The sequence below is a fragment of the Aminobacter sp. P4_D5 genome, from assembly GCF_056401815.1.
The window spans coordinates 1-23,684 of record NZ_JBFUIP010000085.1 but is presented as its reverse complement, the minus strand read 5'-3'; the positions used below and the strand labels follow the sequence as shown (position 1 = coordinate 23,684).

The window sequence follows — 23,684 nt, the reverse complement described above, 5'->3', positions numbered from 1 at the left end:
CTCTACGAGATACATGCCGGCGAGACCGGCTTCCGCATCATCAACGGCTTCCCTTGCCTGTGTTCGGTCGACGACCGCCACAGCACGCCGCTGACGCTGGTGACAGAATATCCCGACGAGACCATTTATGGCGAAGACTTTATAGCCGGGCACACCGCTCAGATGGAAACCGTGCTTTCGGCCTACGAGGCCATGCAGGAGATTTCGGGCATCAGCTGACCAAGCGAAACCGTTTGACCTGCCACTGAACGTTTATCCGTATGTCATTGAATATTAACAGTAATGCGGATGGCTGAATGTGGGTTTCGGGGACGGCTAGATTGAAACGTCCGGGACCGAGTACAGTTGGCCCATGGTCCGCTGCTTGCTCTGTCTGACAGTGTTGGAATGCTGCCGCCTCTTGACCTGGTAGATGCGGCTGGGGGTCAGCACGTCACGCAAGAACGGCCCGATCGGATCAATCCAATGCGGGCCGTCTGCATTGCGCGGTGGGCGGGGTTTGGGGCAGCCGTCGCAACACTCAGACCGATGATTTACGGCATCGCGTCGGCGCTATCCACCTTCACACTACCAAATGTTACCGTAGGCATCGGTAGGTAGCAATTAGCTCATTGGATGGTAGTGCTGCCTTTCGACTGGCCGCTTGACGCCTCGCGTCGGTTTGGCGAGTTTGGCGCAAGCGGAGGCGGAAAGCGTGACCCTTACCGACCAAGATGTTGTCGAGCTTACGGCCTGGCGGCGCAAATTGCATCAGCAACCGGAAATCTCCAATGAAGAGGAGAGAACCGCAAAGGAGGTCGCCGACTTCCTCGCCAGTACAAGGCCGGACCAGATACTGACTGGGTTGGGCGGCCACGGGGTTGCGGCCATCTACGAAAGTGGCAAAGCGGGGCCGACAGTGTTGTTTCGCTCCGAGCTGGACGCGCTGCCGATCCACGAACTTTCGGGCATGCCTCATTCGTCCCTTGTGCCAGGCAAGTCTCACATGTGTGGCCACGACGGACATACCGCAATCCTCGCCGCACTTGGCCGTCAATTTGGACGCCGCCGGCCTGCTCAAGGCCGTGTCGTGCTGATGTTTCAGCCCGCGGAAGAAACAGGAAACGGCGCAGCCGGGGTCGTCGCTGATCCGCGCTTCGCCGCGGTCGCGCCGGATTTCGCCTTCTCATTGCACAATCTGCCAGGGGTACCTCTCGGCCAGGTACGGCTCAAGGCGGGGGTGGTGAACTGTGCATCACGCGGCATGCGCATCGTGTTGGGCGGGAAGACAGCGCATTCATCCATGCCCGAGACCGGCGTCTCGCCGATGATGGCCATCAGCCAACTAATGCCTGCGCTCCCAGCGCTTGGCGCCGGAACATTTGCTGACGACGAATTCAGCATGGTCACAGTTACCCATGTCGTGTTGGGCGAAGCCGTATTCGGCATCGCGCTTGGTCACGCGGAGGTCTGGGCCACTCTACGGACCCGTCGCGACGACCTTATGTCCAATTTATGTGCTGCAGCAGAGGCCCTTGTGACACAAATCTCTGATCAGCATCATTTGTCTTCGCAGTACGATTATCACGAGACATTTGTTGCAAGCGTCAACGCGCCTGAGGCGGTGGAGCACCTGCGGCGAGCTCTCGATGAAGAGGGCGTCTTCCATGGGGAAGAAAACCTGCCTATGCGCGCTTCCGAAGACTTTGGCGTGTTCGGTCATAAGGCAGCATCGGCGATGTTTTTTCTTGGGGCGGGCGAGCGCCACCCGGCGCTGCACAATCCAGATTATGACTTTCCCGACGCGCTGATCCCGATTGGGTCTCGAATATTCATGCGTACGGCGCGCAACCTCCTTGGCTAATTCTCTGGTCCTTCCCCCTTCGTTGAACTCGCCTAGGAGACAATGTCCTCGATCCGGATCGGAAAGCGATGCGCCCTTACCCCGGTCGCGTGCCAGATTGCGTTGGCGATAGCGCCTACAGTGCCGGTGATGCCAATCTCGCCGACGCCCTTGATCCCAAGGCCATTGACGTAGGGGTCATCCTCGTCGATCAGCAGCGCCTCGAGCTCGGGAATGTCGGCATGGACGGGGATGTGATAGGCAGCCAGGTCGGCATTCATCGGCCGGCCTGTTCGGCGGTCGTGGATCGCCTCTTCGTGCAGCGCGAAGGAAAGGCCCCAGATCATCCCGCCATAGAGTTGGCTGCGCGCCAATCTGGGGTTGATGATGCGCCCGGCGGCGAAGGCGCCGACAAGCCGCGTGACCCTCACCTGACCCAGATCCGGGTCGACCTTAACTTCCGCGAAGACTGCGCCGTGCGAAAACATCGCACGCGCTTCCGCATGAGCAGGATCGCGACGGCCCGTCCCGCGTCCTTCGAGGGATTTGAGGCCTGCTCGCGCGAGGATATCCGAATAACTTTCACTCCGGCTCTTGTCATTGCTGTGGTAAAGGCGCCCGCCTTGCGCCTCGACGCCAGCATTGCCGGCGCCAAACAGGGGGGAGTTGGGGTCGCTGGTAGCGATCTCGGAAAGTTTTGCAATGACATCGGCTCCGGCGCTGTAGAGCGCGCCTCCAGCTGTCGCGGTATGGGCCGAGCCGCCGGCGATCCCGCCATCGGGAAGCTCTGACGAGCCAGAGCGAAATTCGACCATATCAATGTCGAGTCCCAATCCGTCGGCAGCGATTTGCGCAAGCGCCGTCCAGGCGCCCTGGCCCATATCGGCGGCCGCGGTTTCGACGAGCGCGGTGCCGTCGCCACGCAAGGTAGCGCGCGCCTCCGCCTGGAACATCGGGGCAGGGAACAGTGCACTGCCCATCCCCCATCCGACAAGGAAACCGGCATGGTCGCGCATTTGCCGCGGTGCCAGCGGACGCCCGGCCCAGCCGAACCGTTCTGCGCCTTGCGCATAGCACTGGCGCAGGGCCTTGGCTGAAAATGGCCTGCCCGTCGCCGGGTCGGTATCGGCATAGTTGCGCAGACGGAATTCCAAGGGATCGAGCCCACAGGCCAACGCGGCCTCGTCGATCGCGCATTCGAGTGCGGCCGAGCCGGAGGCTTCGCCCGGCGCCCGCATTGGACCGGGTGTGCCGGTATCGACGCGCATTGCCGAATGCCGCGTCGAGATTGCGGGGCTGGCGTAGAGGTTGTGCGAGGCATTGGCTGCGGGTTCGATGAAATCGTCGAAGCTGCTGGTGGTCGCCACCGCGCGGTGCTCCAGGGCCGTCAGACGCCCCTGCGCGTCGATGCCGAGCCGGAGTTGCTGTTGCGTCGCCCCGCGGTGCCCGACAGGCCCGAACATCTGGTCGCGTGGCAGCACCAGTTTCACCGGCCGTCCAAGCATCCGCGCCGCGAGAATGCAGAGGATCTGCGGGCCGACCAGGATCGCCTTGGACCCGAAGCCGCCGCCCAGAAACGGGCTGCGCAGATGCACATTTTCGGCCGGAATGCCGAAGAACGCCGCAAACCCTGCCCGCGCCATCACGATGGCCTGGTTCGGTGTGTCGATGGTCAGCCGGTCGCCGTCCCACTCGGCAACGATTGCATGCGGCTCCATTGCGTTGTGATACTGGGGCGGAGTCTCGTATTCGGTGTCGATCCGATGCGCGGCTGCGGCAAGACCGGCGGCCACATCGCCGCGATCGAAGTTGGGCTCTGCTCCAATGCCTACAGCAGGCGGATCGTAGCGCTCTCCACCATCAAATCCGATCCGCGCGGGCTCCACCTCATAGGTCGGAGCAAGTAGGCGCGCGCCTTCCGTTGCGGCCTCCAGTGTGTCGGCGACGACTACCGCAATCGGCTGTTTGGCGTAGCGCACATGGTCGTTCTGCAAAGCCTCGATGYGAAACCCAAACAACCCATGTTTGCCATCCGGATCGAGCGCCAGCGGCGGGCGGTTGGCGGGGGTGATCACCTCCACGACGCCGGGATGGGCTTTGGCTGCCGTTACATCAAGGGAGGCGACCCTGCCCCGGCCAATAGTGCTGACCGCGACCACTGCGTGCAGCATGGCTGCAGGATGGTTGTCGGCAGCATAGGTCGCCCCACCTGTGACCTTGAGGCGGCCGTCGCGCCGGGTCAGGGGCTGGCCGCTGCTGGAGCCGAGACGGACGTGTGCCGAGGGAAATGGAAGAGTGTCAGCCATGGATGAGAACTCCGCTGTCGGATCCGAAGGGGGAGGCGGGCAGTGCCGGCATGCGCTCTGGGGTTCCCGCCGCCGCAAGCAGCAACGCGCGCTTCACAACCCGCGTCGCAAGTTCGATCTTGTAGCCATTGTCGCCTGAGGGAGCTGCGCCAGCGAGCGCAATTTCGGCTGCCTTGGCGAAAGCCTCGGAGGCAGGCGAGAGGCCTTCCAGCAGGGTCTCGGCAGCACGGGCGCGCCAGGGCTTTGCGGCGACGCCGCCCAGGCAAATCCGGGCCGCCCGGATGGTTCCGTCCTTGATCTGCAGTGCAGCGGCGGCGGAGACGAGAGCAAAGGCAAATGACGTCCGCTCCCGCAGCTTCAAGTAGCGAGCATTGGCGCGGAAGTGTGTGGCCTCCGCCGGCAGGCGCAACCCGGTGATCAGTTCGCCTGCCTCAAGGACGCTTTCGCGCGCGGGCGTCGTGCCAGGAAGCAGGTGGAAGTCTTCCAGCGTGACGTCGCGCCGTCCGCCCGGCCCCTCGATCTCGACCACTGCGTCGAGCGCGACAAGGGGAACGCAGAAATCGGACGGATGCGTGGCAATGCAGGCGTCGGACCAGCCAAGGACGGCATGGTTGCGGTTTTCGCCGCCGCGCGCGTCGCAGCCCGCGCCCGGATCGCGTCGGTTGCAGGCACTGGCGGTGTCTTGGAAATGGGCGCAGCGGGTGCGTTGCAGGAGGTTACCGCCGACAGTGGCCGCGTTTCGCACTTGCGGCGAGGCACCTGACAGCAGTGCTTCCGCCACGGCGGGATGCGCCACAGCGAAGGCTGGGTCACGAGCCAGATCGGCATTGCGCACCATGGCGCCGATGCGCATGCCGCCATCAGCCAACGTCTCGATCCTATCCAATCCCGGCAGTCGGGTAACATCGACGAGCCGGCTGGGGCGCGATACGCCGCCCTTCATCAGGTCCAGGAGATTGGTGCCGGCCGCAAGATAGGCAGTTCCGGGTTCGGAGCCAGCGGCGATGGCTTCGGCCACCGAAGCGGGGCGGACGTAGTCGAACAGGTTCATGCGATCCTCCGTTCGTCGTTGGCAAGGTGCTTATACGCGTCGAGCACCGCTTCGATGATCCCGGCATATGCCCCGCAGCGACAGAGATTGCCGCTCATGCCTTCGCGGATGCGCTCAGGGTCATCTCCTGCCTCGCCCTCGCCGATGAGGCCAACCGCGCTCATGATCTGTCCGGGGGTGCAAAAACCGCACTGGAAGCCGTCATGGGCGATGAAAGCGGCCTGGACCGGGTCGAGCACGTCGCCTTGCGCAAGACCTTCGATGGTTACGACATCGGCGCCGTCAAGGCTGAGCGCCAGCGCAAGGCAGGCATTGATGCGCCGCCCGTCCACCAACACGGTGCAAGCGCCGCATTGGCCGCGATCACAGCCTTTCTTCGTTCCCGTCAGCGCAAGCCGCTCGCGCAGAAGGTCGAGCAGCGTTACCCTTGGATCATCGAGTGTAACGTCCGTGCGGACACCATTGACCGTAAGGCAGAGGGACAGAGTCATGATTGCTCCGATTGTGATGTCTTAGATTTTTGTCGACCTGATAGGTCGGCTGTGCAACGCAGGCAGCACGCATTGTCGGAAGGCGGCACTTCCATCAAAAATGGTGGAGGTGCCCAACCATCTGATAATGCTTTATACGGAGGGTTCCTCCGTTTTGCAAGCCGTAACTGGAATGACAGCAAAGATGGGACAGCAAATCGAAAAGGCAAGCCGCAAGCCCCGCGCCGATTCCTTGCGAAACCGGGACCGGCTGCTTGTCGCTGCTCGGAATGTTTTCAGCGCCGGCGGCCCGGATGCGAGCCTTGAGGCGGTGGCCCGTGCCGCAGGCGTCGGCATCGGCACCCTCTACCGTCATTTTCCCACGCGCGAGGCGCTGTTTCAGGCTGTCTACCGTCGCGAGATCGACCAGCTTGTCGATCTCGCCGTAACGCTCACTGCCGAAGGAAATGCGCTGGAGGCGCTGCGCCGCTGGCTACATGCCAACATCGGGATGGTTGCCACAAAAAAAGGCATGCTTGCGGCGCTGTCCCCGGCTGTTGGGAGTTCAGCTGAGCTGTATGCCGATTCCGCGGCGCGGCTGGCCCGCTCCGTCAGCGACCTGATGACGAAGGCCATTGCGGCTGGCCAGATCCGCAACGACATCGCGCCTGAAGACGTCATGCGTGCCCTCATCGGCATGTGTTACACACGCGAGCAGCCCGGCTGGCAGGACACGGTCATTCGCTTGGTGGATGTCTTCGTGGACGGCCTACGCTTGCGCCACGACCAGATCAGCTGAAGTAAGCTGCCTTGGCGATGATAGCCCGAAAGCAATCCGCGATTGAGACACTTGGATTGTTACCGCGAGGGATCTGGCCTGCAGTTGCTCTCCCGCCATCGTCGTAGTGTGATCAAACCTTCGCCTTCCCTGGCGCAAGCTTCGCCGGTTGCTTGGCGCCCGGCTTGCGACCAAGCCCGAGCTTCTTCGCCAATTCGGAACGCTGCTGAGCATAACCGGGCGCAACCATCGGGTAATCGGCGGGCAACGACCACTTGGCGCGATATTGGTCAGGGGTCAGTCCCACGCCGGAGAGATGCCGTTTCAGGGTTCGGTACTGTTTACCGTCTTCCAGGCTGATGATGTATTCGTGGGTAACCGTCTTCTTGATTGGCATCCGTGGCTTTGGCGCCTCTTCAGCTTGAGCTTCCGGCACACTCAGTTTTTTTATGCTGGCGAAAACATCTGCGATCAGATTTGGCATGTCGTCTGGTCTGATCGAGTTGTTGGAAACATACGCCGCTACAATGTCGGCTGTAAGTTCAATAAGCTGATTGCCAGATTTCGGAAGCAATTCGGACATCAATAATCTCCAGTCTAATTCCCCCTGGCTGTCGGGTAGCTGATATTCCACTGCGGTGGAACCCAGAAATCGGAAAATTGTGGATCAAATGGCCGGCTTGTACCGGAAATGGTGTCCGAATTCTTTGCCGAGTTCAATCAGGGTACGTCGAACTCAAAGGAATGACGGCGGCCGTTCCCCGTGGTTACGGGCGATGGAGATCGAATCTACGTGATTAGATGTCTGAAGTAAACTGCTGAAAACATTACATAATGGTAATTCTGGCGTTCATACTGGGTTCACCAAGCGGCGGCTAGCAATGGTGGCGTCAATGAGAAGGAGCCTCCCATATGAAACGCATTGTTCTAGCTGCTGTCGCCCTGTCGGTGTTCGCTGCGCCGATGGCACAAGCTCAACAGCGCTACGAGGCGCCACGTCACGGAAACCACTACAGCCAGCCGCAGAAGTGGCAGGATTACCGCCAAAAGCCGGTCAAGCGACAGCACTGGTCAAAGGGCAAGCGTGTGCCTGACTGGCAGCGCAAGCAGGCACTTCGGGACTACAATCGCTATGGCCTCAAGCGCCCAGGCTATGGTCAACGCTGGGTCAAGGTAGACAGCGACTATCTGTTGATCAGTGTGGCGTCGGGCATCATCGCTTCGGTCGTGGCTGGACGCTAATCCAGACAGGTCAACAGATTGCGGAAAGGCGGTTCTTCGGAGCCGCCTTTTTCCCTGGGATCATCCATAAGCGGCCATCGACCGCGGACGGTTCGATTTTCTGGTCTCGACGTATGAGTCGATGTTCCGTGCCGCATTCCTCGAAGCGATCGACGGCTCTGGTCGAACACCTGTTGCAGGCGAAGCCAGCGAATGGGCGTCATTTATCGCAGGGTCCCGAAATCACAGAGTGCTTTCGATCGAATTCAATGTCCTTCCGATTGCCTGCTTGTATTTTTCGAACTCCGGTGACGTTTCTCTAACCTCCTGGAGCGCAGTCGCAGCGGAAGGTTGTGATGCTGCAGAAGGTGCTCGGCCAGTCATCTTTTTCTCAGCCCAACCAATGACATAGCCGGCGTTCTTGCCGGTCAGGAACGGGTTGGCTTTTATGACGACCTCTCCAAGAACATCAGCAAGCATTGCGTCATTGGATGACGACAGGATCTGGTGGGCGCCCTCCATTCCAAGAAAGTGGCAAAGATAGAGCCGACCCGCAGTGATCTGATGGCCACGCGCTTTGAGATAGGCTTCACCCTCGCGCGCCAGATTGCGCACCATCTCGCGTGAGATGGTCGGGTCGAAACGCAGATCGAGGAGCTCGGTCGTCGAAAGCGACCTGGCGAGATCGGGCCGGTAGGTGTTTATCATCCTTATCCAGGTCTTGCTTATGAACTGTCCGAGCCCTGTTGCCGACGACAGCGGGTTCTTGGCACGGGCACTGCCGCCGCTTTCGACATGGACGATACGATTGGTCAGCACCTCGATGGCAGAGTCGTCGGACGCAATCACGGTGATCGTGCCGAGCGGATCGATGGCCTGTCCGTCCTGATAGAGTTCGAAATGAAGATGCGGGCCGGTCGACAGGCCCGTGGTGCCGATATAGCCGATGACGTCGCCTGCTTTGACAGTGGATCCGATGCCGATGCCGTCGGCGAAACGCTGCATGTGGGCATAGCGGGTTTCGCGATTGTTGGCGTGCGAAATGCGGATGAGGTTGCCGTAGCCCTGGCCGTCGCCTTCAAACACAACCTGGCCGTCGAAGGCCGCTTCGATCGGCGTACCGATGGGGGCTGCCCAATCCACTCCTTTGTGGACGCGAACCGTCTTCAGGATCGGATGCATGCGCGGCCCAAAGGTTGACGTCATGACACCGTTGACCGGCGTGACCATGCCGTTGGTTGCCATCAGCGAGCGAACTTGATCGTTGCCCGTGACGCAAGAGAACTGACCATCGCTCTGTTGGAAGACAAAACATTCGAGGTTCTTGTCGGTGCCATGCACACCGACATAAAGCACCTGGCCTGCCAGACCATCCTTGCCGCGAGCCGTTTGTGAATAAAGCAGGACGAGCCTCTGGTCTTCTGTGGCAAAGGCGTTCAAATCCTGTCCACGTGACAGATACATGATCGCCTCACCAAGAACGCCGGTTGGAACGTCGTTGCGGGCCGCTGTCGAGTAGATCGCGTCGAGGAGGCGGTACTGGCGCTTGTGCGTGCCTTCTTGCGGGGCGGCGCCGGAATAGTTGAAAAGGTCGTCGCGCACCCATGGATCTACGCCGGAGACGAACTGACCGGCCGAATTGCGCGCGAGGGTGCCAACGAACCTATTCATGGCGTAGACCGACACCTGCATCAGCGCCACCTGGGGCGCCTCGCGCCGCGGCTTGAAGCCACGCATAGCTACAACATAGCCCGGTTCGAGGCCTTCCAACTTGAAAAGCGACTTCAGCGCTTCGCCGGCCAATTTCGCCTCATCGGTGGCGAAATGTGCCTCGAGCACGACGCTGTCCAGCGTGCGGTTGGTCAGGATCTTGACGAAGGTATCTTCGGTCGCCTCGAAGCGCTCGGTCTCCGGCGTCACGGTGGCGACACTGGTATTGTTTGCGATCGCGGTTTTCTCGAATTCGGGCAGGGCAGCTTCACCTTGGTCGATTGTTTCGCCCCACCCGGCGCCGAGATCCGATGGTAGACTGCCTTCGGGCTCGGCCTGGTCAAGATCGACATCAGTTGGCGGAGCCGCCTGATCATCAGCCTGCTGGCCGGCTGTTGGTTCAACCACCGCGCGCTGCGCCTGGAAAAATGCAAAGTCCTCCTGCGTCGATGGGATGGCCGTCATGAAGCGCTCGCTGGAACTCAGCATCGTGTCTGCGAGAAATTCGATCTTTGGCGAAATGCCGTCCTGGGTAAGTTCGACGGGGCGCGCAACGGAACGACGCTTTGTTTCCGCCCCAGCTTCATGCGCCAAATTGATCCACATTGGGTCGCCGGCAAGATCGACGATAGCCGGCACGTAGACAGAAGCATCCGACGGCACGATATCCGCTTCTTCGGTTGGCTGAAGATCTCCTTCATATTCGCCAAAGGACCAGTAGTCAGAGGTGAGATAGGCGGTACCGGCCACGGCGAGCAGCGCAAGGACACCCGCAGCGACAATAGCCTTTAGCCGGCGAGATCGTTCGCGCCGTGCCATTCGCTGTTGTTTTTGCTGCTTGAAGCTCGCATCGATGCCATGCGTCATGGCGATCGCCCGGTCAGGAAGAAGGTCCAGCGCGCCTGTTCAAGCGTGTCCACTTCAAAGAACCGAGCAGCGATGTGGCCGCGCTGCCAGCATTCGTCGATGCCGCGCACCGTGAAGCGCTTGCGCTCAACGCACATGTCCGTCGAGCCGCTGAGGATCGCATTGCCGAAGACATCCGTTGCGTAGATGTAGATGTAGCGATTGGTCAGTTCATCGCGAATGACGTTTACGCACTGGTTTGCGCCAATCGTCCACCAGCCGTCGGTCTGGAAGGCTGCATCGATCTGTTGGCCGACGGCGAGATTGACGACGTCGAGCGTCTGGTTGCAGACGGTGAATTCTGCTCTCGCTTCGCTCGGCGCAAACAAAACCGACAACAGGGCCATGCCACTGGCGGCAAGCATCGCGCGACCGGCATGGGGAACGCGCCCGATCCCGTTCGCATCGTGTCGCCGGCCTCTATCGGCTTCCCACCAAAGGTTCAGAAGATGCACTGTCGGTTGCGCCCCCAATCCGCACCAGGACAATGGTGACGTTGTCTGTTCCGCCGCGCGCGAGAACCTTTGCTAGCAGATCTTCGCATGCTGCCTGGGCCGTAGCCGAGATCACTGCCGTTTCGATCTCGGCGTCGCTGACATGCGCAGTCAGCCCGTCCGTTCCAAGCACGAAGATGTCGCCGGGCAAGAGATCGCCTTGCTGGAAGTCGACGTTGATGTCGTCGCTGACGCCAATGGCGCGCGTGATGACATTGCGACGTGGCCAAGTTTGCGCTTCTTCCGGCGTGATTGCGCCGCGGTCGAGCAGTTCCTGCACCTCGGTATGATCGTGCGAGACCTGAGAGATCGCGCCGTCGCGCACTAGATAGACGCGACTGTCGCCGAGCCAAAGGCAGGCGAATTTGCCGTCGATGGCTAACAACGCTGCGACGGTGGAGCCAATGGTCACGCCACGCGAATCCGAAATCTCGCGGATATCGGAATGCGCTAATCTCAGCCGGTCGACGAAACGTGCGCGCAGGTCCGGCGCGGAACTAGCGATGCCGATCGTCGACAGGTGTTCGACGATGCTGGCAGAAGCGACTTCTCCGGCGTCATGCCCACCCATACCGTCGGCGACCACCCACAGGCCACTGCGGGGTTCTATAAGATAGCTGTCTTCATTGACTTGGCGGACGCAGCCCTTGTGGCTTACGCCATAACTTTCGAAGGGGAGGGCGACATTGCTCAACTGCCTCAAGCGCTTCTCGGGCGCCCCTCTGCGTTGCGTATTAAGCGCTCGCGCCTTTCAGTCTGCCACAGGCCTAGGCGTTAGAGTACAGAAATTAACATGCACCAGATCGTCGGTGTGATTCCTGGCGATATCAAAGGCCTTTCGGGCACGTGAAGCCGGAGAATGCAGCAAGTGAAAAGGGGTTGCCGGGCGGGTTTATCTGGACTGTGTAGGCGACGTCGCGGCCGCCAATGACAAAGCGCAGCTCAAGATTGTCACCGTTGCGGGTGGAGATTCCCGCATCGAGCAACCGCTTCAACGCCCATGGCCCTTCGAACCTGATGGCGGACTCGCGACCGGGAAGCTCCGGCGTCAGGCTGAGATTGGCAGCGCCGGCGGGCATGCTGCCCGGCCAGGTGACGATACCTGGGCTGCTGCCGTTCTGATAGCTTTGAACGACCTGTCCGTTGACGTTGAGCAAGGCCATGTCGGCGTCGCCATGCAGCGAAAACGGCGTGAAGGTGATGTTGACAGCAGGCGTTGATCCTCCAAGTGGAAAGAATGCATCTCGAATCTCGGCGGCAAGCTGGAACTGCTTCAGCGTTGACTTGGACAGCCCGCGGCCGAGGCGTGCCTCCTGCTTCCACTGCCACTCTTGGCCCGACATGTCGGCAAAGGATGCCAGGTTCTGCGCGAAAAACCGATCGATGATGCCGCTGGGCGCGAAAAGGCGGGCGAAATCACTGATTGGCACGTCCTGACTGGCGCCCCCGCCGAACGGATAGCGATTGGCGATCGCTTCCTCGCACGGCCCGCTGACTGTTTCCTCAAGCGCCTGATTGAGTTGCGCGACCGAGGTTTCGGCAACAAGGCCTTCGAAATCGTCGGCCGCAGCATGAACCATCCGCGAAAGTGCCTTGGGCAGGCGAGACGCGTTGGCACGGAGGTTGGATATCTGCAGCTGGAGATTGGCGTTGACGCGGCCGGCTTGCGACGGTGCGGCGGCTGAGATTGTCAGGCTCTGGTAGATGGCGTGGAAATTCTGGATCAGCGCATCGACCGGGCGCTGACCGGGACGGCCGTCGACAAGAAGCTGGAATGGCCGGAACTGTGCCTCAATGTTTGCCCCCGGAACCAAAGTCGGTGCGTTCGCGAATGCGGCACCAGCACGAGTGTTGGATTTGCGACCGGCGAGTTCGATGCCTATGCGGGCGAGGCCGTCGGCGTGCGCTTCGGCTTCGCCGGTGCCAGGCGTGTCGCCGCGCGTCAATGCCGTTTCGCGCGCGATCGCCTCAAACAATTGCGCGAGCGGCGAACTGGGCGAACCCGCGGCCGAAAGGGCGAGATATTCAGGCTTGTCCGCCGACATTGATTTGAACTTCAGCCTGTCGAGGACGCCATTCCATGCGCCTGAGAATTCATTGCTGTAGCGGTCGAGCAATTCAGGCCCAAGCCTCAGCAATTCCTGCTCGACATTCCCTTGCTCGCCACCGGCGCCGATCACCCATTGTTCGTCGACAAGCCTTTGGGCGATGCCAGCGAGTTGTCCCAGGTAGAAATCGTTGAAGCCGGCGTAGGTGTAGAGGCCGGGAATGCGAAGCGTCGACAGATCGCTGCCGTCGACAGTTTCGAAGATCAATTTTGCTGCTGGGCCGCCTCTCGTTGCCACAGCAAAGTCAGCGAGCGGGGCGGCCGAAATTGCCGAGGCGATCAGGGAAGAGGCACGGTCGGCGACGGTCATGCGGCCAAGCGCGCGCTGTGCGGCTTCGACGACAGGGCGATTGAGCTCAAGCGATGGGTTGTACTCGTCATCGAGCGCCAGCATCGCGCGCAGGTGCTTTTCCAGTATCAGGCGCCCTTCGCGATTTTGCGGCCCGGGGTAACGGTTTTGCTCCCAATCTTTCCTCAGCCAGGAAACAATCTGCTCATCCTCGACCTTAGGTGCCTCGCCGCCAAGCATGAGGTAGATCTTCAGCGCCTCATAGAGCGCGGCCGGATCGCTCATCTTGGCCTCGATCGTGTGCTCGACGTGAAGCAAGAGCCGCGTGCGGAACATCCGCTCCAATGCCAGCCGGTAGGTCGTTTCCRATGCCGAAAGCAGCCGCGCGCGCTGGCTCAGCCCAAGCGCTTCCTGAGGCGGCGTCGGCAGGTCGCGGTTCTCATAGCCGGTTGGCAGACCGCGAACGCTCTCCAGTGCATCAATGACGTTTTCAAGATCGACATCGGACACGGTTTCCGCCTGGAGCAAGGCGCTGGCCGACGAACTATAGTTTTCCGCCGCCTGATAGGTGGCAGCGATCAGCGCCTTGTTGGCGGTGTAGCTCATCGCCATAGCACCGAGTGCCCCAGCAGCAAGCAAGCCGACGGCACCGACGCCGGCATAGCGAGAAATCCTGGCGCGCCGGTCGGCGGCTTCGTCGTAAGAAACCCAGCCTGCTTCGGCGAAGATGACCTTTGCGAGCAAATCGTGCAGGAAAAAGCTCTTGCCGGTGCCCGACAGATGAACATGAGACCCACTGCCGAAGCTTCGACCGATGGCGCCGAGCACCCGGTCGATCGGGGTGCCTTCCTGCGTGCCGGAGGAGAAATAAAACCCGCGCAATATGGCGCTTGACTGCTTTTTCGTCGGCTCGAAGACGCGGTTGAGAAAATCCGCACTGCGCTGCTTGAGCGAGGCGAACTGCGCGGCAAAGTCGAAGATTGAGACGCGCGCGACCGGATCGGGTTCCTCCTGCAACCGGTCTGGTACTTGCTCGGCCAGGCGGTGGACGAGCGCGTCGAACTCAGCAGGCACAGTGCCAACCATATTTGTCTTGTGATCCGCATCTTGGAATGTGGCACCCCACACCATGCGCCGGCGGGTTTCGACGAGACCGCCGAAACACTCCATGAAGCCGGCGATCAGGTCGGCCTTGGTGAACAGGACATAGACCGGGAAGCTGATTTTCAGCGTCTCGTGGATCTCTTGCAGGCGATTGCGGATTTCAATGGCATGGGCTCCGAGTTCCTGATCGCCTGACGTCATCACGTCGGAAAGGCTAATTGCTACGATCACGCCGTTGATAGGCTGTCGGGCGCGGTACTTCTTCAGTAGCGACAGAAATGCAAACCAGCCCTTGCGGTCGCTGTCGGCATCGGAGTCCTGCGTCGTATAGCGGCCGGCAGTGTCGATCAGGACAGCCTCGTCGGTGAACCACCAGTCGCAGTTTCGGGTACCGCCGATGCCGGGTACTGGTTGGGCGGCACCGGACACGGCGAGCGGAAAATTCAGGCCCGAATTGACCAGCGCGGTGGTCTTGCCGGCACCAGGCGGGCCGATGATGAGATACCAAGGCACTTCGTAGAGAAAGTTGTGTTTGCCGCTGGCGCGTTTGAGCGTCGCGATGGCCTTGGTCATGCCCGTTTCGAGTTGCCGGGCATCGCCGTCATACTCGCTATCGCTCGCCACTGCCGCTGCCAGCGCCTTTTGTGCGTTGCGGGCATGCAAAGATCGGAGCAGATAGAAGCCCACAACCATTGCCACCACTAGGCCGATAACAGCGATGCGCGGCCAGGCAGTCGCCAGAGGACGGGTGTCAGCGAACACGATTAGCGGGCCGGCGAACCACACGGCCGCGACAAAGCCGGTCAGCGCAAGGACGCTGAAAAGCCTGAGCAGCCAGAGCCTCATGGCCAACCCCCAAGATGGCGGTGTGGGCTCATAGCGTTTCCTCCCGCTGGACCATGACGTCGACGCGGCGGTTCTTCGCCCGGCCGTCGGGGGAACCATTGTCGGCGATCGGCTCGTCTTCGCCTTTGCCTTCGACCGATATCCGCGAGGCGTCGCCGATCTGAGGAACCAAGGCCTTTTCGACCGCCTCGGCCCGGGCAACGGACAGATCGTAATTCGACTTGAAGGCGCCAGACTGACGCGGCTTCACATTGTCAGTGTGGCCAACGATTTTGATCTGACCTCGTTCCGCCCCAAATGCCGCTGCAATCCGGCCCGCGACGGGGGCAAACTCGGGCTTTGTCTCGGCTTTGCCCGGTTCGAAGAGCAAGGCATTATTGATCTCGATGGCGATGAATTCGCCCTTCGCGCCGACGGTTACGCCGCCGCTCTGGATGTCCTGCGCAAGTGCTGCGCGGATGCGGTCGATCTGCGCGACAGTTGGCGCCGTTTCGACAGGCTTGGCTTCCTCGACTAGAGGCACGAAATCCGTGCGTTCGATGACGACCGGCGTCGAAGGCGTCAGCGCAAGCAGCTTTGCAGCAAGCGCATCGCCTTCTCTGCTGATGTCGTTGCGCATCCAGAAGAACGTACCTGTGACGAGCGCCAGGGCGGCGGCAGCGATTGCCCACAGCGGAAGCCGGGCCGGGCGCCGCGCCAGGGTGGCTGACAAGCCTTGCCATCGCGGCGAGAGTTCATCCTCGGCAAGCGGCCTGAAATAGCGCAGTGCTGCGTAGACATCCTGCCGAACGGGTTCGAGGCTGTTTTCCCCGCTGGTCATGCCACGGTATGGGCCTTCGAAGCCGAGCGACAGGCAGGCGTGTACGAGYTCGAGCAGATCGGAGCGCTCTGCTGGATCAGCAAGGACAGTATTGAGGGCTTCAAAGAAGCCGTTGCCGGGAACTTCGATGCCATAGAACCGCGACAACATGCTGTGCTGTGCCCAAATGTCGGGACCAACACCCGGCAGGTTCGCGATGATGTCGTCGGCGGTCTCGCAAAGCGCATATTTGGCGATGCGTGCGTCCTCTTCGGCAACGCCTGCGTCGGCGGCTTTCCATTCGAACTCTTCGATGGAACTCGCGACATACTGGGCCAGGGGTGCGGCATCGGTTTCGACAGTCACCGTCCTGAGATGACCGAGCAGCATCAGCAGCGGTGCTGCTGCTACCATGATCGGATTGGCACCAGCCACTTGGACATGGTCGACCGCCTCGAACAGGGTGTCTAGCGAGATGCCGGATTGCGTTCGGGCTCGTTTTTGTGGCTTGTTGGCGTCGTGTTGACGCTCACCCAATGGGGCGCTTTGATAAATCACCGTGCCGGAAGGCGGCGGTTGCGGCTCACTGCTAGCGTAGATGATGGTCGGGTCGGATTTTGCCAGGAGTGCCGAAGAAGGTGCAGCCGGGTCCGGCTGCGGCGCGCGGCGCGGCGATCCGCGAATGACGGTTCTGCCGCCGGAGCCGGAAGGATCGTCCTTCGAACTCATCGCTGATCACCCGCTCTCGCGCGACGCCTGCCATGCCATGACAAATGCCGCAGGCTCCTCCGGTCAGACAGCATCGCTCGCGCGCCAATCATGCATCGTAGTGCAAGGAAAAGCCGATTGGAACCAGGACGGAGCAGCTTGCGTCAACGGACGCTGAACAAGGGTCTACTCGGCAAAGGCAGCATCATTTCTTGCTCGCCGATTTGGCGTAGGCTTCGCTGAAATAGGCTAGGAACACATCGAGCATGCCATTTTCGTGGGCTGCCTCCTTTGCCTCCCATGTCGCGACGAACATATCCCAGGCGCGGCTTTTCTTCGACACGAATGAAGAGCCGGGAAGCTTCCTCTCGATGGCCTCGGGCGAAAGCTCCGAGAGCAGCCGCGAAAGTGCCGCCTGCATCGCGGCGTAGGTCGCGAGTTCGTGTGTCTTGAGATCGCGGAACGCCTCTTCAACGCTGTGCCTAGCGTCAAGATAGCCAGAGCGGCGCTGGGCGAACATGATTTCGAGGATCTCTTCTGAGCGCGGAATGAACTTCAATGGATTGTTGTCGACGCCGCTGATCATGGTTCGGTGGCTGCTCTTGGCCAAGGCCTTGGCAGCCGCACGCGCCTTGAGCAACAAAGCGAGTTCATCGACCACCGCCCGCAACACAGCGCCGACTTCCGCGGCAACGTCGTTTGGATCGCGCTGCAGAAATATCTCGGGCGAGACGCCGGCGCCGGCCGCAATGAGGCGAAGCAGCTCCGTGGCCTCCAGCCGTTGGCCCGGAGCCACGGGGGGCGATGGCGCGGCTGGCAACGGTACCGGCGGCTGCGCAGCGACGCCGGTTGCGCTTTGGCCGTTGCTGGCCCCGCCGAAAAAAGGGTCGGCGAATTGCGGCGCACGCTGGCCGGCCTGGTCTGCGGCATGCCTTGAAGGCGCTGGATTGCCCCATTGGTTAGCCGCATCCCGGTCGTCCTCGATCGATACGGCAACGATGTAGCGGCCAATCCAGAGCCGGTCGCCGTGGTTGAGCGGGTGCGGGTCAGTGATGCGCTGGTTCGATCCGTTGACGTAGGTTCCGTTGCGCGAGACGTCATAGAGCCAGAACGTGCCTCTGTCGTAGCGGACCTCGCAATGCAGACCGGAGATGAAGAGATTGGGGTCGGGCAGGTTCCAGTCGCGATTTTCGCGACCGATGGCGAAGCTGCGACCATTGGAGCTGTAGCTGAGCGGTCCGCCGTTTGGCAGCCTGTCGACATTTTCGATGGTCAGACTGATGAGCATCCGAATTCGCCCGCCAAACCCTCTGTTTCCGGCAGTCTCGTCCAAATTCACCCTTTTATTCTAGCAGTTTACGACGACCGCAGCACAGGGGCATTTCGCAGCGGCACATTCAGCCGCTGCGCCTCGCCTACTTTGGCCGGTTGAATAACTTGTGCTAAGCTTTGTGGTAGAAGTCCGGCCGTCCGGAGAGGGCACGACGCCATGGCTAACGATCGCGCGACTGTGGTCCGGACACCTCTCGGCGCCGATACGTTGACTTTCACCCATCTGACCGGACGCGACGAGGTCAGCCGCTGTTTTGCCTATACGGTTGGCTTTGTCAGCAGCGATCCGGAAATCGATCCTCTGAAACTGCTCGGTGGCGCCGTCTCGATCGAAGGCGAGTCCGATCCGGTACGCTGGTTCAGCGGCCTCGTTTCGGAATTCCGTCTTACCCGCATCGAGGACCGACTGGCCTTCTATGAAGCTGTCGTCCGGCCATGGCTGTGGTTTCTTGGCAATACAACCGACTGTCGCATTTTTCAGAACATGAGCGTGGTTGAGATCGTTGAGAAGATCTTTTCCAAATATGGCACCGCGAAGTTCGAAAAGCGGTTGCAAGGGTCGTATCCGCCGCGTGACTATTGCGTCCAGTTTGACGAGACCGACCTCGACTTTGTGCAACGGCTGCTCGAGCACGAAGGCATCATGTATTTCTTCGAACACGGCGATGGCGAGCACAAGCTGATCCTTGCCGACGCCATGAACAAGCTCAAGGCCCCAAAAGGCTATGAGAAGGTGCCGTATCATTTCGAAGGGCAGGGGGCGCGACGCGACGTCGAGTATATCACCGAATGGGTTCCCGGCAGTTCGGTACGCCCGGGCGCTTACGCGCATACCGACTACGACTTCAAGAAGCCGGGCGCCGACCTGATGGCGAAGTCCGCACAAGCGTTCGGCCACAAACTTGCGGACGGTGAAAATTACCGCCAGCCGGGCACCCATCTGGAAGTCGGCCGTGGCGATAAAATCGCCGCGATCCGCCGCGAGGAGTTGCAGGCCGTGCACCAGCGCATCGCAGCCGCCGGCACCGTGCGCGGCCTGTTTTCTGGCTGTACCTTCAAGCTTGACGGCTTTCCGCGCGACGACCAGAACCAGGAGTACCTTGTGCTCAGCGTCGAGTACCGCGTGTTCGACCCTGGCTTTCGCAGCGGCATCGATACAAAGGGCGAAAGCTTCACGGTGGTCCTCGGTGTGGCCCCGACCAGCCTGCCATATCGCCCACCGCGGATCACCCCGCGACCCATCATGCGCGGTCCTCAGACGGCGCGTGTCGTTGGCCCCTCGGGCGAGGAAATCTTCACCGACGAATATGCGCGGGTGAAGGTGCAATTCTACTGGGACCGCGAGGGCAAGAAGGATCAGAACAGTTCCTGCTTCGTGCGGGTGTCGCAAACCTGGGCCGGCAGTGGTTTCGGTTTCATCCAGATACCGCGTATTGGCCAGGAGGTGATCGTCGACTTCATCGAGGGCGATCCGGACCTGCCGATCATCACCGGCAGGGTCTACAATGCTGCTCAGATGCCGCCCTACGGCCTGCCGGGCTCGGCCACCCAGTCAGGTTGGAAATCAGATTCGTCGAAGGGCGGCGGCGGTTACAATGAGCTGATGTTTGAGGACAAGGCAGGCTCCGAACTGGTCAATTTCCAGGCGCAGAAAGACCACAAGCTTCTGGTCAAGAACGACCGCACCAAGCTGGTGCAGCACGACCAGTCGGACCGCATCGACCACGACGCAAAACACTCGGTTGGCCACAATCTGGATGAGGACGTCGGCAACAACAAGACGGTCAAGGTCGGCGTCGACCAGACGACGAATATCGGTTCGAACGACACGGAGACGGTGGGGACGAACCGCTCGCTGACGGTCGGATCGAACGAGACGATCAAGATCGGCTCGAACTCAACCGAGACGATCGGTGCCAATCACACACAAACGGTGGTCGTGGCGCAGGCCGTCACCGTTGGGGCGGGCCGTGTGGATTCCGTCGGCGCGACCGAGGCCCGCAGTGTAGGCGCCGCTCAGACGAATACGATCGGGGCGAGCCGCTCGGTCAGTGTTGGCGCTGCACAGAGTCACGACATCGGAGCGGACGACAGTTGGCAGGTCGCGGCCAACCAAAGCGCGCAAATCGGCAAGGACCAGAGTTTCAAGATCGCCGGCGGTCAGACGTCCGACATCGGCAAGGGCCGCACGACCAAGATTGCCAATGACGATGCAACCGAAGTTGGTGGCGGCCGCGCACTCAAGATCGCCAAGGGTAGCCTCGTTGAGGTCGGCGAGGATGGCGCCATCAAGATTGGCAAGGATCTATTGATAGACGCCGGCGACTCCATCGTCATCAAATGCGGCTCGGCGGCCATCTCGATGAAAAAAGACGGTACCATTTCCATCGAAGGCAAGGACGTTACCGTTAATGGCTCGGGCAAGATCAACGTTAAGGCATCGAGCGCCATCACGATGAAGGGTTCGGAGATCAAGCAGAATTGAGGGCGGTTCGATGACAAAGACCGTGAAGCGCATTGATGGGGTTGTGATCGGATTATTCCTCGGCTTCGACGAGGAGGCGCCGCTTGTCGTGTTCCCTGGCAACGCCAAGGACATCGCGGTCCGGGCGCGCAGCTTGACTGAGATGAGTTCCGACATGATTGGCGCGGAGGTTGCGCTGCTGTTCGAGGATGGCGATGTCGGCCGGCCGCTTATCGTGGGGCGCATCGTGGAACCTATCCGCAAGGCCAAAGCGCCCCAGGTCATTCGCGACGGCGAACAGGTCAGGATCGTGGGCGACGAACGCATAGAACTGCGCTGTGGCAAGGCGACGATCATCATGGAAAAGGACGGCCACATCACCATCCGCGGCACCTACGTCACAAGCCACGCAAGTGCCGCCAACCGCATCCGCGGTGGCTCGGTCAACCTGAACTGATGCCCGCGCCGGTCCTGCGCGAAATCATTCGCCAGCACGCCGAAATGGCGGCGTTCCTGTGGACCGTCTATGACCACCATTTGCTGAATCCTGATGAGAATCCCGACATGGACGCGGAGCGCCTGGCGCGGCTGGTCGAACGTCTGGAAGCGCATCTCGATGGGCTGAGGGTAGCCGGAGAGGTAGGACGCGAGATCGCGCAGGAGCGATACAAGGAGTTCCCGGAGACTGGAGAACTGTTTGTCGTCAGGATGCTCTCCGTGGAGAAGGCGATCCCGATCGCTACGCTTGATCACGCAAAAGTACGCGCTTGGCTCCAAGCTAACCAAGCGTAGATCCGATAGCTATTCGTAGTCCATTCCATCCCACGTCTTAAGGTCGGTTCGTACCGCTGAGATATCTCCGGCGCTCGCCAGGAAACTGTTGCTCGCAACGAGCTTGTAGGAGACGAACGTGTCGCGGGCGATGGCGTACTGGTCACCGACGATCTCGAGCACACCGGAACGGCTGGCGGCCAGGAACAGGCGCCCGCGAAAGCTGGCTATGGAGTGCAGGTCGCTGGGGGCCGGGTCGTAGGCCCGCCAACTATCGCCACTGCCGCGAAACAGCACGCCATTTGCGCCACAGACCAAGACGTCATTCGGCGCCAGGGCGAGGATTCCCAGCAGGCGATTGTTTGTTGGCAGGGGGACAATCGACCATTGCTGGCCATCGAAATGTGCCAGAAAACCGCGGTCGCCGCAGACATAGATGTTGCTGGCAGATGTGCCTCCAAGGCCAAATAGCGTCTGGCCAAAGGCAGGGCTTATTGCTGGCCATACGGTGCCGCGCCGGCCAAAAACAACGCCGGCATCACCGGCTGCAAAGACTATGTCTTCGGTGAGCCCCCAGACGCAAGTCAAAGCGCGCGCACTCTCGCTCGCTTCCACAGCCCACCTGCCGGCTCCGCCCACATGGATCTTGCCATTTTCGTCCGATACGAACATCACGCCGGTTTCGGCGCGCCAGAGGTCCGTCAGCCAGATCTGGATATCGAGATGCTCAATCCGTTCAACCTCATCGAGGCGGAGATCAACCTCCTCGAGCACATGAGAATTGAAACCCTCGCCATCGGAGTAGACGACAAGCGTGTAAAGCTCCCCATTGGGACCAAGCGCTAAGCTGTCGCACGAGACGTTGTATGATGCCATTGGACCTACCTCCGGTTACTTGTTGCTCTTCTTGCCGGCAGCCGCCTGCTTGAATGCCCCGCCTCTCGGAGTTCGTGTCTGGGTGCTGTCTTCGCCTTCATCCTCCATAAGGGGGTGGAAGAAAGCGTCACAGACTGCACGAAGACACTCGACGGCAGGATGCTCTTTGCCTTTCTTGTCATCCATATGCGGGGCCTTGGCCTTCTTCATCGCATCCAAATTGGCCTCGCGCACGTCTTCGTAGGTCGGATTCTCCTTCTTCTCCAGCTGGCTTTTGGTCCACTCATTCTGCGCTGCCGTCTTTTCGCCGTGCTCGGTGCCGCGCCTTGTACCGTCCTTGAGGCAGACACATGGCGCGTTGTTCAAGTTGTAATCTTCAAAACTCTTGATTCCGCCGGTACCGCGCGCGTTTTCAAAACAGGCATTCTGAACGATGTGATCTGATTGCTGGTATTCATTGTCCTTTGCCGCAGGTTTCGATTTGTCACGGCTCTCGCAGTGTTTGTGGGCGTCCTTGTAAGGATGAACGACAATGTCCAGCTTCAACAGGATCTCAGCGCAGCTTTCCTTGCCGATCTTGATCTTCAGGACATGCGCCCAAGGTGGCGTTCCGGCGGTCGGGGATGCATGGTCATTGGTGGCAAAGTCTGTCATACGAATGACAGGTTCGCCGTCGAACTTCACATCATTGGACCAGGAGTGAAAATACTCCTTTCCGGTATTCACTGACGTGATCATATTCTTCTTAGCAGCGCAGCCGGCCTCGGTGCCTGTGGTCTTGGTAAGATATGATTTGTTCTTGAGATTGACCGTCTTGCCTGAGATCTTGACCGTGCCGGTGCCATTGTCGGTATCGCCGGACATGCCAAAGCTGGGATAGGGTATCGGCACTCCGGGTGGTGTTGCAGGGTTCTCCGGCGGCGTGAAGCAAACATCAGGGAACGCCGCGATGGTCTTGCCATCGCTGCCCTTGCCGGAGATCTCCATCCCATTGGCATAGACGTCGCCCATCAGACCGCCCTTGCAGCCATAACAGCTGCCCCACAAGCGCCGGCATCGTTGGATGCTTCGACGAGGACCGGGTTACCGGCGTCATAGCCCTTTTGCGCCGCTGTCCAAGCCATCCCAATCATCAGCGGCACCACCGCTGAACCAACATTTCCCAAGGACTCGCCCGGCGACCAGATATCCTGGAAATTGTGCCGACCTCTCAACAGGCGCAAGCTGGCCAGGGCTGCTTGCTTGAACCAGTACTGCTCGCCTATGAGATCGGAAATTCGGTAGCCGAGCTGGTTCATCTCCATACCGGTTTCCTGAAATGCGGCATCGTAGGCAGCTGTCATGCCGTTGGCGCGCAGAGGTAGATCCGCATCATTGTAAATCGAAGCGGTTTCTCGGGCAAAACCAAGTCCGAAAAGCCGGAAGCCACCCCTAGCCGGTCGCGCACACAAGACGGCTGCCGCCGACTCTCCGGGAATGAAGCCGTTCGGATTGTCCCCTACAAGCAACCGGTCGGCGCCAAGATAGTAGGCGATCGACTGACTCGTGAGGTAGCTATCTACACCCAAGATCATCACATAGGGCGCGTGGCCTGCAGCTAGCAAACGGCGTGCCTGATCGAGTGCTACAT

Annotated in this window: 18 protein-coding genes and 2 pseudogenes; 7 read left to right on the top strand and 13 right to left on the bottom strand. The window is 60.5% G+C overall.

Annotation, left to right across the window (positions count from 1 at the left end; genetic code table 11):
• Window positions 1-219 (top strand): annotated as a pseudogene (locus AC1DWF_RS18610) (peptidase M14); the annotation flags it as partial.
• A 475-nt stretch (window positions 220-694) separates the two neighbouring features.
• Window positions 695-1,843 (top strand): amidohydrolase, encoded by a 1,149-nt coding sequence (locus AC1DWF_RS18605; protein ID WP_476785837.1) that lies wholly within the window; start codon window positions 695-697, stop codon window positions 1,841-1,843.
• 32 nt (window positions 1,844-1,875) lie between these two features.
• On the opposite strand, the gene AC1DWF_RS18600 is transcribed toward AC1DWF_RS18605, so the two are convergent.
• Genes AC1DWF_RS18600 through AC1DWF_RS18590 form a run of 3 tightly spaced genes read right to left on the bottom strand, consistent with a single transcriptional unit; the run spans window position 1,876 to window position 5,670 of the window.
• Window positions 1,876-4,128 carry a xanthine dehydrogenase family protein molybdopterin-binding subunit gene (locus AC1DWF_RS18600; protein ID WP_476841918.1) on the bottom strand — a complete coding sequence of 751 codons (2,253 nt, stop codon included), beginning with the start codon at window positions 4,126-4,128 and terminating at the stop codon, window positions 1,876-1,878.
• On the bottom strand, window positions 4,121-5,179 hold the full coding sequence (locus AC1DWF_RS18595; protein WP_476786437.1) for an FAD binding domain-containing protein: 1,059 nt from the start codon (window positions 5,177-5,179) through the stop codon (window positions 4,121-4,123). Before AC1DWF_RS18595 ends, AC1DWF_RS18600 begins: the two co-directional genes overlap by 8 nt.
• Entirely contained in the window at window positions 5,176-5,670 is a 495-nt protein-coding gene (locus AC1DWF_RS18590; RefSeq protein ID WP_476787844.1) for a (2Fe-2S)-binding protein, read from the bottom strand. Before AC1DWF_RS18590 ends, AC1DWF_RS18595 begins: the two co-directional genes overlap by 4 nt.
• A 184-nt stretch (window positions 5,671-5,854) precedes the next feature.
• On the opposite strand from AC1DWF_RS18590, the gene AC1DWF_RS18585 reads away from it, so the two are divergent.
• Complete coding sequence (locus AC1DWF_RS18585; protein WP_476786438.1) at window positions 5,855-6,448, top strand: TetR/AcrR family transcriptional regulator; 594 nt, start codon at window positions 5,855-5,857, stop codon at window positions 6,446-6,448.
• A gap of 112 nt (window positions 6,449-6,560) precedes the next feature.
• Here the strand turns inward: AC1DWF_RS18585 and AC1DWF_RS18580 are convergent, their stop codons facing one another.
• Entirely contained in the window at window positions 6,561-7,010 is a 450-nt protein-coding gene (locus AC1DWF_RS18580) for a Ros/MucR family transcriptional regulator (protein ID WP_476786435.1), read from the bottom strand.
• A gap of 329 nt (window positions 7,011-7,339) precedes the next feature.
• Between AC1DWF_RS18580 and AC1DWF_RS18575 the strand changes: the two genes are divergently transcribed.
• A complete protein-coding gene (locus tag AC1DWF_RS18575) occupies window positions 7,340-7,669 on the top strand; it encodes an RcnB family protein (protein WP_476786790.1) in 330 nt (109 codons plus the stop codon).
• 222 nt (window positions 7,670-7,891) lie between these two features.
• Here AC1DWF_RS18575 and AC1DWF_RS18570 read toward each other — a convergent pair whose 3' ends face one another.
• The 6 genes from AC1DWF_RS18570 to tagH all read right to left on the bottom strand — a co-directional run bounded on the left by AC1DWF_RS18570 (window position 7,892) and on the right by tagH (window position 17,899).
• Entirely contained in the window at window positions 7,892-10,225 is a 2,334-nt protein-coding gene (locus AC1DWF_RS18570; protein WP_476787843.1) for a M23 family metallopeptidase, read from the bottom strand.
• Complete coding sequence (locus AC1DWF_RS18565; protein ID WP_476785461.1) at window positions 10,222-10,629, bottom strand: DUF1036 domain-containing protein; 408 nt, start codon at window positions 10,627-10,629, stop codon at window positions 10,222-10,224. Before AC1DWF_RS18565 ends, AC1DWF_RS18570 begins: the two co-directional genes overlap by 4 nt.
• Window positions 10,630-10,684: 55 nt before the next feature.
• Window positions 10,685-11,452, bottom strand: coding sequence for a PP2C family protein-serine/threonine phosphatase (locus AC1DWF_RS18560; protein WP_476785462.1), 768 nt, complete (start codon window positions 11,450-11,452; stop codon window positions 10,685-10,687).
• A 133-nt stretch (window positions 11,453-11,585) separates the two neighbouring features.
• Window positions 11,586-15,104, bottom strand: coding sequence for a type VI secretion system membrane subunit TssM (gene tssM, locus AC1DWF_RS18555; protein ID WP_476841917.1), 3,519 nt, complete (start codon window positions 15,102-15,104; stop codon window positions 11,586-11,588).
• A 28-nt stretch (window positions 15,105-15,132) separates the two neighbouring features.
• Window positions 15,133-16,632, bottom strand: coding sequence for a type VI secretion system protein TssL, long form (tssL, locus tag AC1DWF_RS18550; RefSeq protein WP_476787841.1), 1,500 nt, complete (start codon window positions 16,630-16,632; stop codon window positions 15,133-15,135).
• 184 nt (window positions 16,633-16,816) lie between these two features.
• Window positions 16,817-17,899, bottom strand: a complete 1,083-nt coding sequence (gene tagH, locus AC1DWF_RS18545) for a type VI secretion system-associated FHA domain protein TagH (RefSeq protein WP_476787840.1) — start codon at window positions 17,897-17,899, stop codon at window positions 16,817-16,819.
• Window positions 17,900-18,100: 201 nt separating this feature from the next.
• Between tagH and AC1DWF_RS18540 the strand changes: the two genes are divergently transcribed.
• From AC1DWF_RS18540 to AC1DWF_RS18530, 3 genes are read left to right on the top strand one after another with little or no spacing between them, the layout of a single operon-like run.
• Window positions 18,101-20,428, top strand: coding sequence for a type VI secretion system Vgr family protein (locus AC1DWF_RS18540; RefSeq protein ID WP_476787839.1), 2,328 nt, complete (start codon window positions 18,101-18,103; stop codon window positions 20,426-20,428).
• Between the two features lie 10 nt (window positions 20,429-20,438).
• Window positions 20,439-20,864, top strand: coding sequence for a DUF6484 domain-containing protein (locus tag AC1DWF_RS18535; RefSeq protein WP_476782084.1), 426 nt, complete (start codon window positions 20,439-20,441; stop codon window positions 20,862-20,864).
• Complete coding sequence (locus AC1DWF_RS18530; RefSeq protein ID WP_476787838.1) at window positions 20,864-21,199, top strand: hypothetical protein; 336 nt, start codon at window positions 20,864-20,866, stop codon at window positions 21,197-21,199. The genes AC1DWF_RS18535 and AC1DWF_RS18530 overlap by 1 nt, the downstream gene beginning before the upstream one ends.
• 9 nt (window positions 21,200-21,208) lie before the next feature.
• On the opposite strand, the gene AC1DWF_RS18525 is transcribed toward AC1DWF_RS18530, so the two are convergent.
• The 3 genes and pseudogenes from AC1DWF_RS18525 to AC1DWF_RS18515 all read right to left on the bottom strand — a co-directional run.
• The gene (locus tag AC1DWF_RS18525) at window positions 21,209-21,952 is read right to left on the bottom strand and encodes a beta propeller repeat protein (RefSeq protein ID WP_476782082.1); all 744 of its coding nucleotides are present in this window, start codon (window positions 21,950-21,952) and stop codon (window positions 21,209-21,211) included.
• A gap of 117 nt (window positions 21,953-22,069) precedes the next feature.
• Window positions 22,070-23,065 carry a DUF4150 domain-containing protein gene (locus tag AC1DWF_RS18520; protein WP_476782081.1) on the bottom strand — a complete coding sequence of 332 codons (996 nt, stop codon included), beginning with the start codon at window positions 23,063-23,065 and terminating at the stop codon, window positions 22,070-22,072.
• Window positions 23,065-23,684: pseudogene (locus AC1DWF_RS18515) on the bottom strand (3-oxoacyl-ACP synthase); the annotation flags it as partial. The gene AC1DWF_RS18520 and the pseudogene AC1DWF_RS18515, both read right to left, overlap by 1 nt.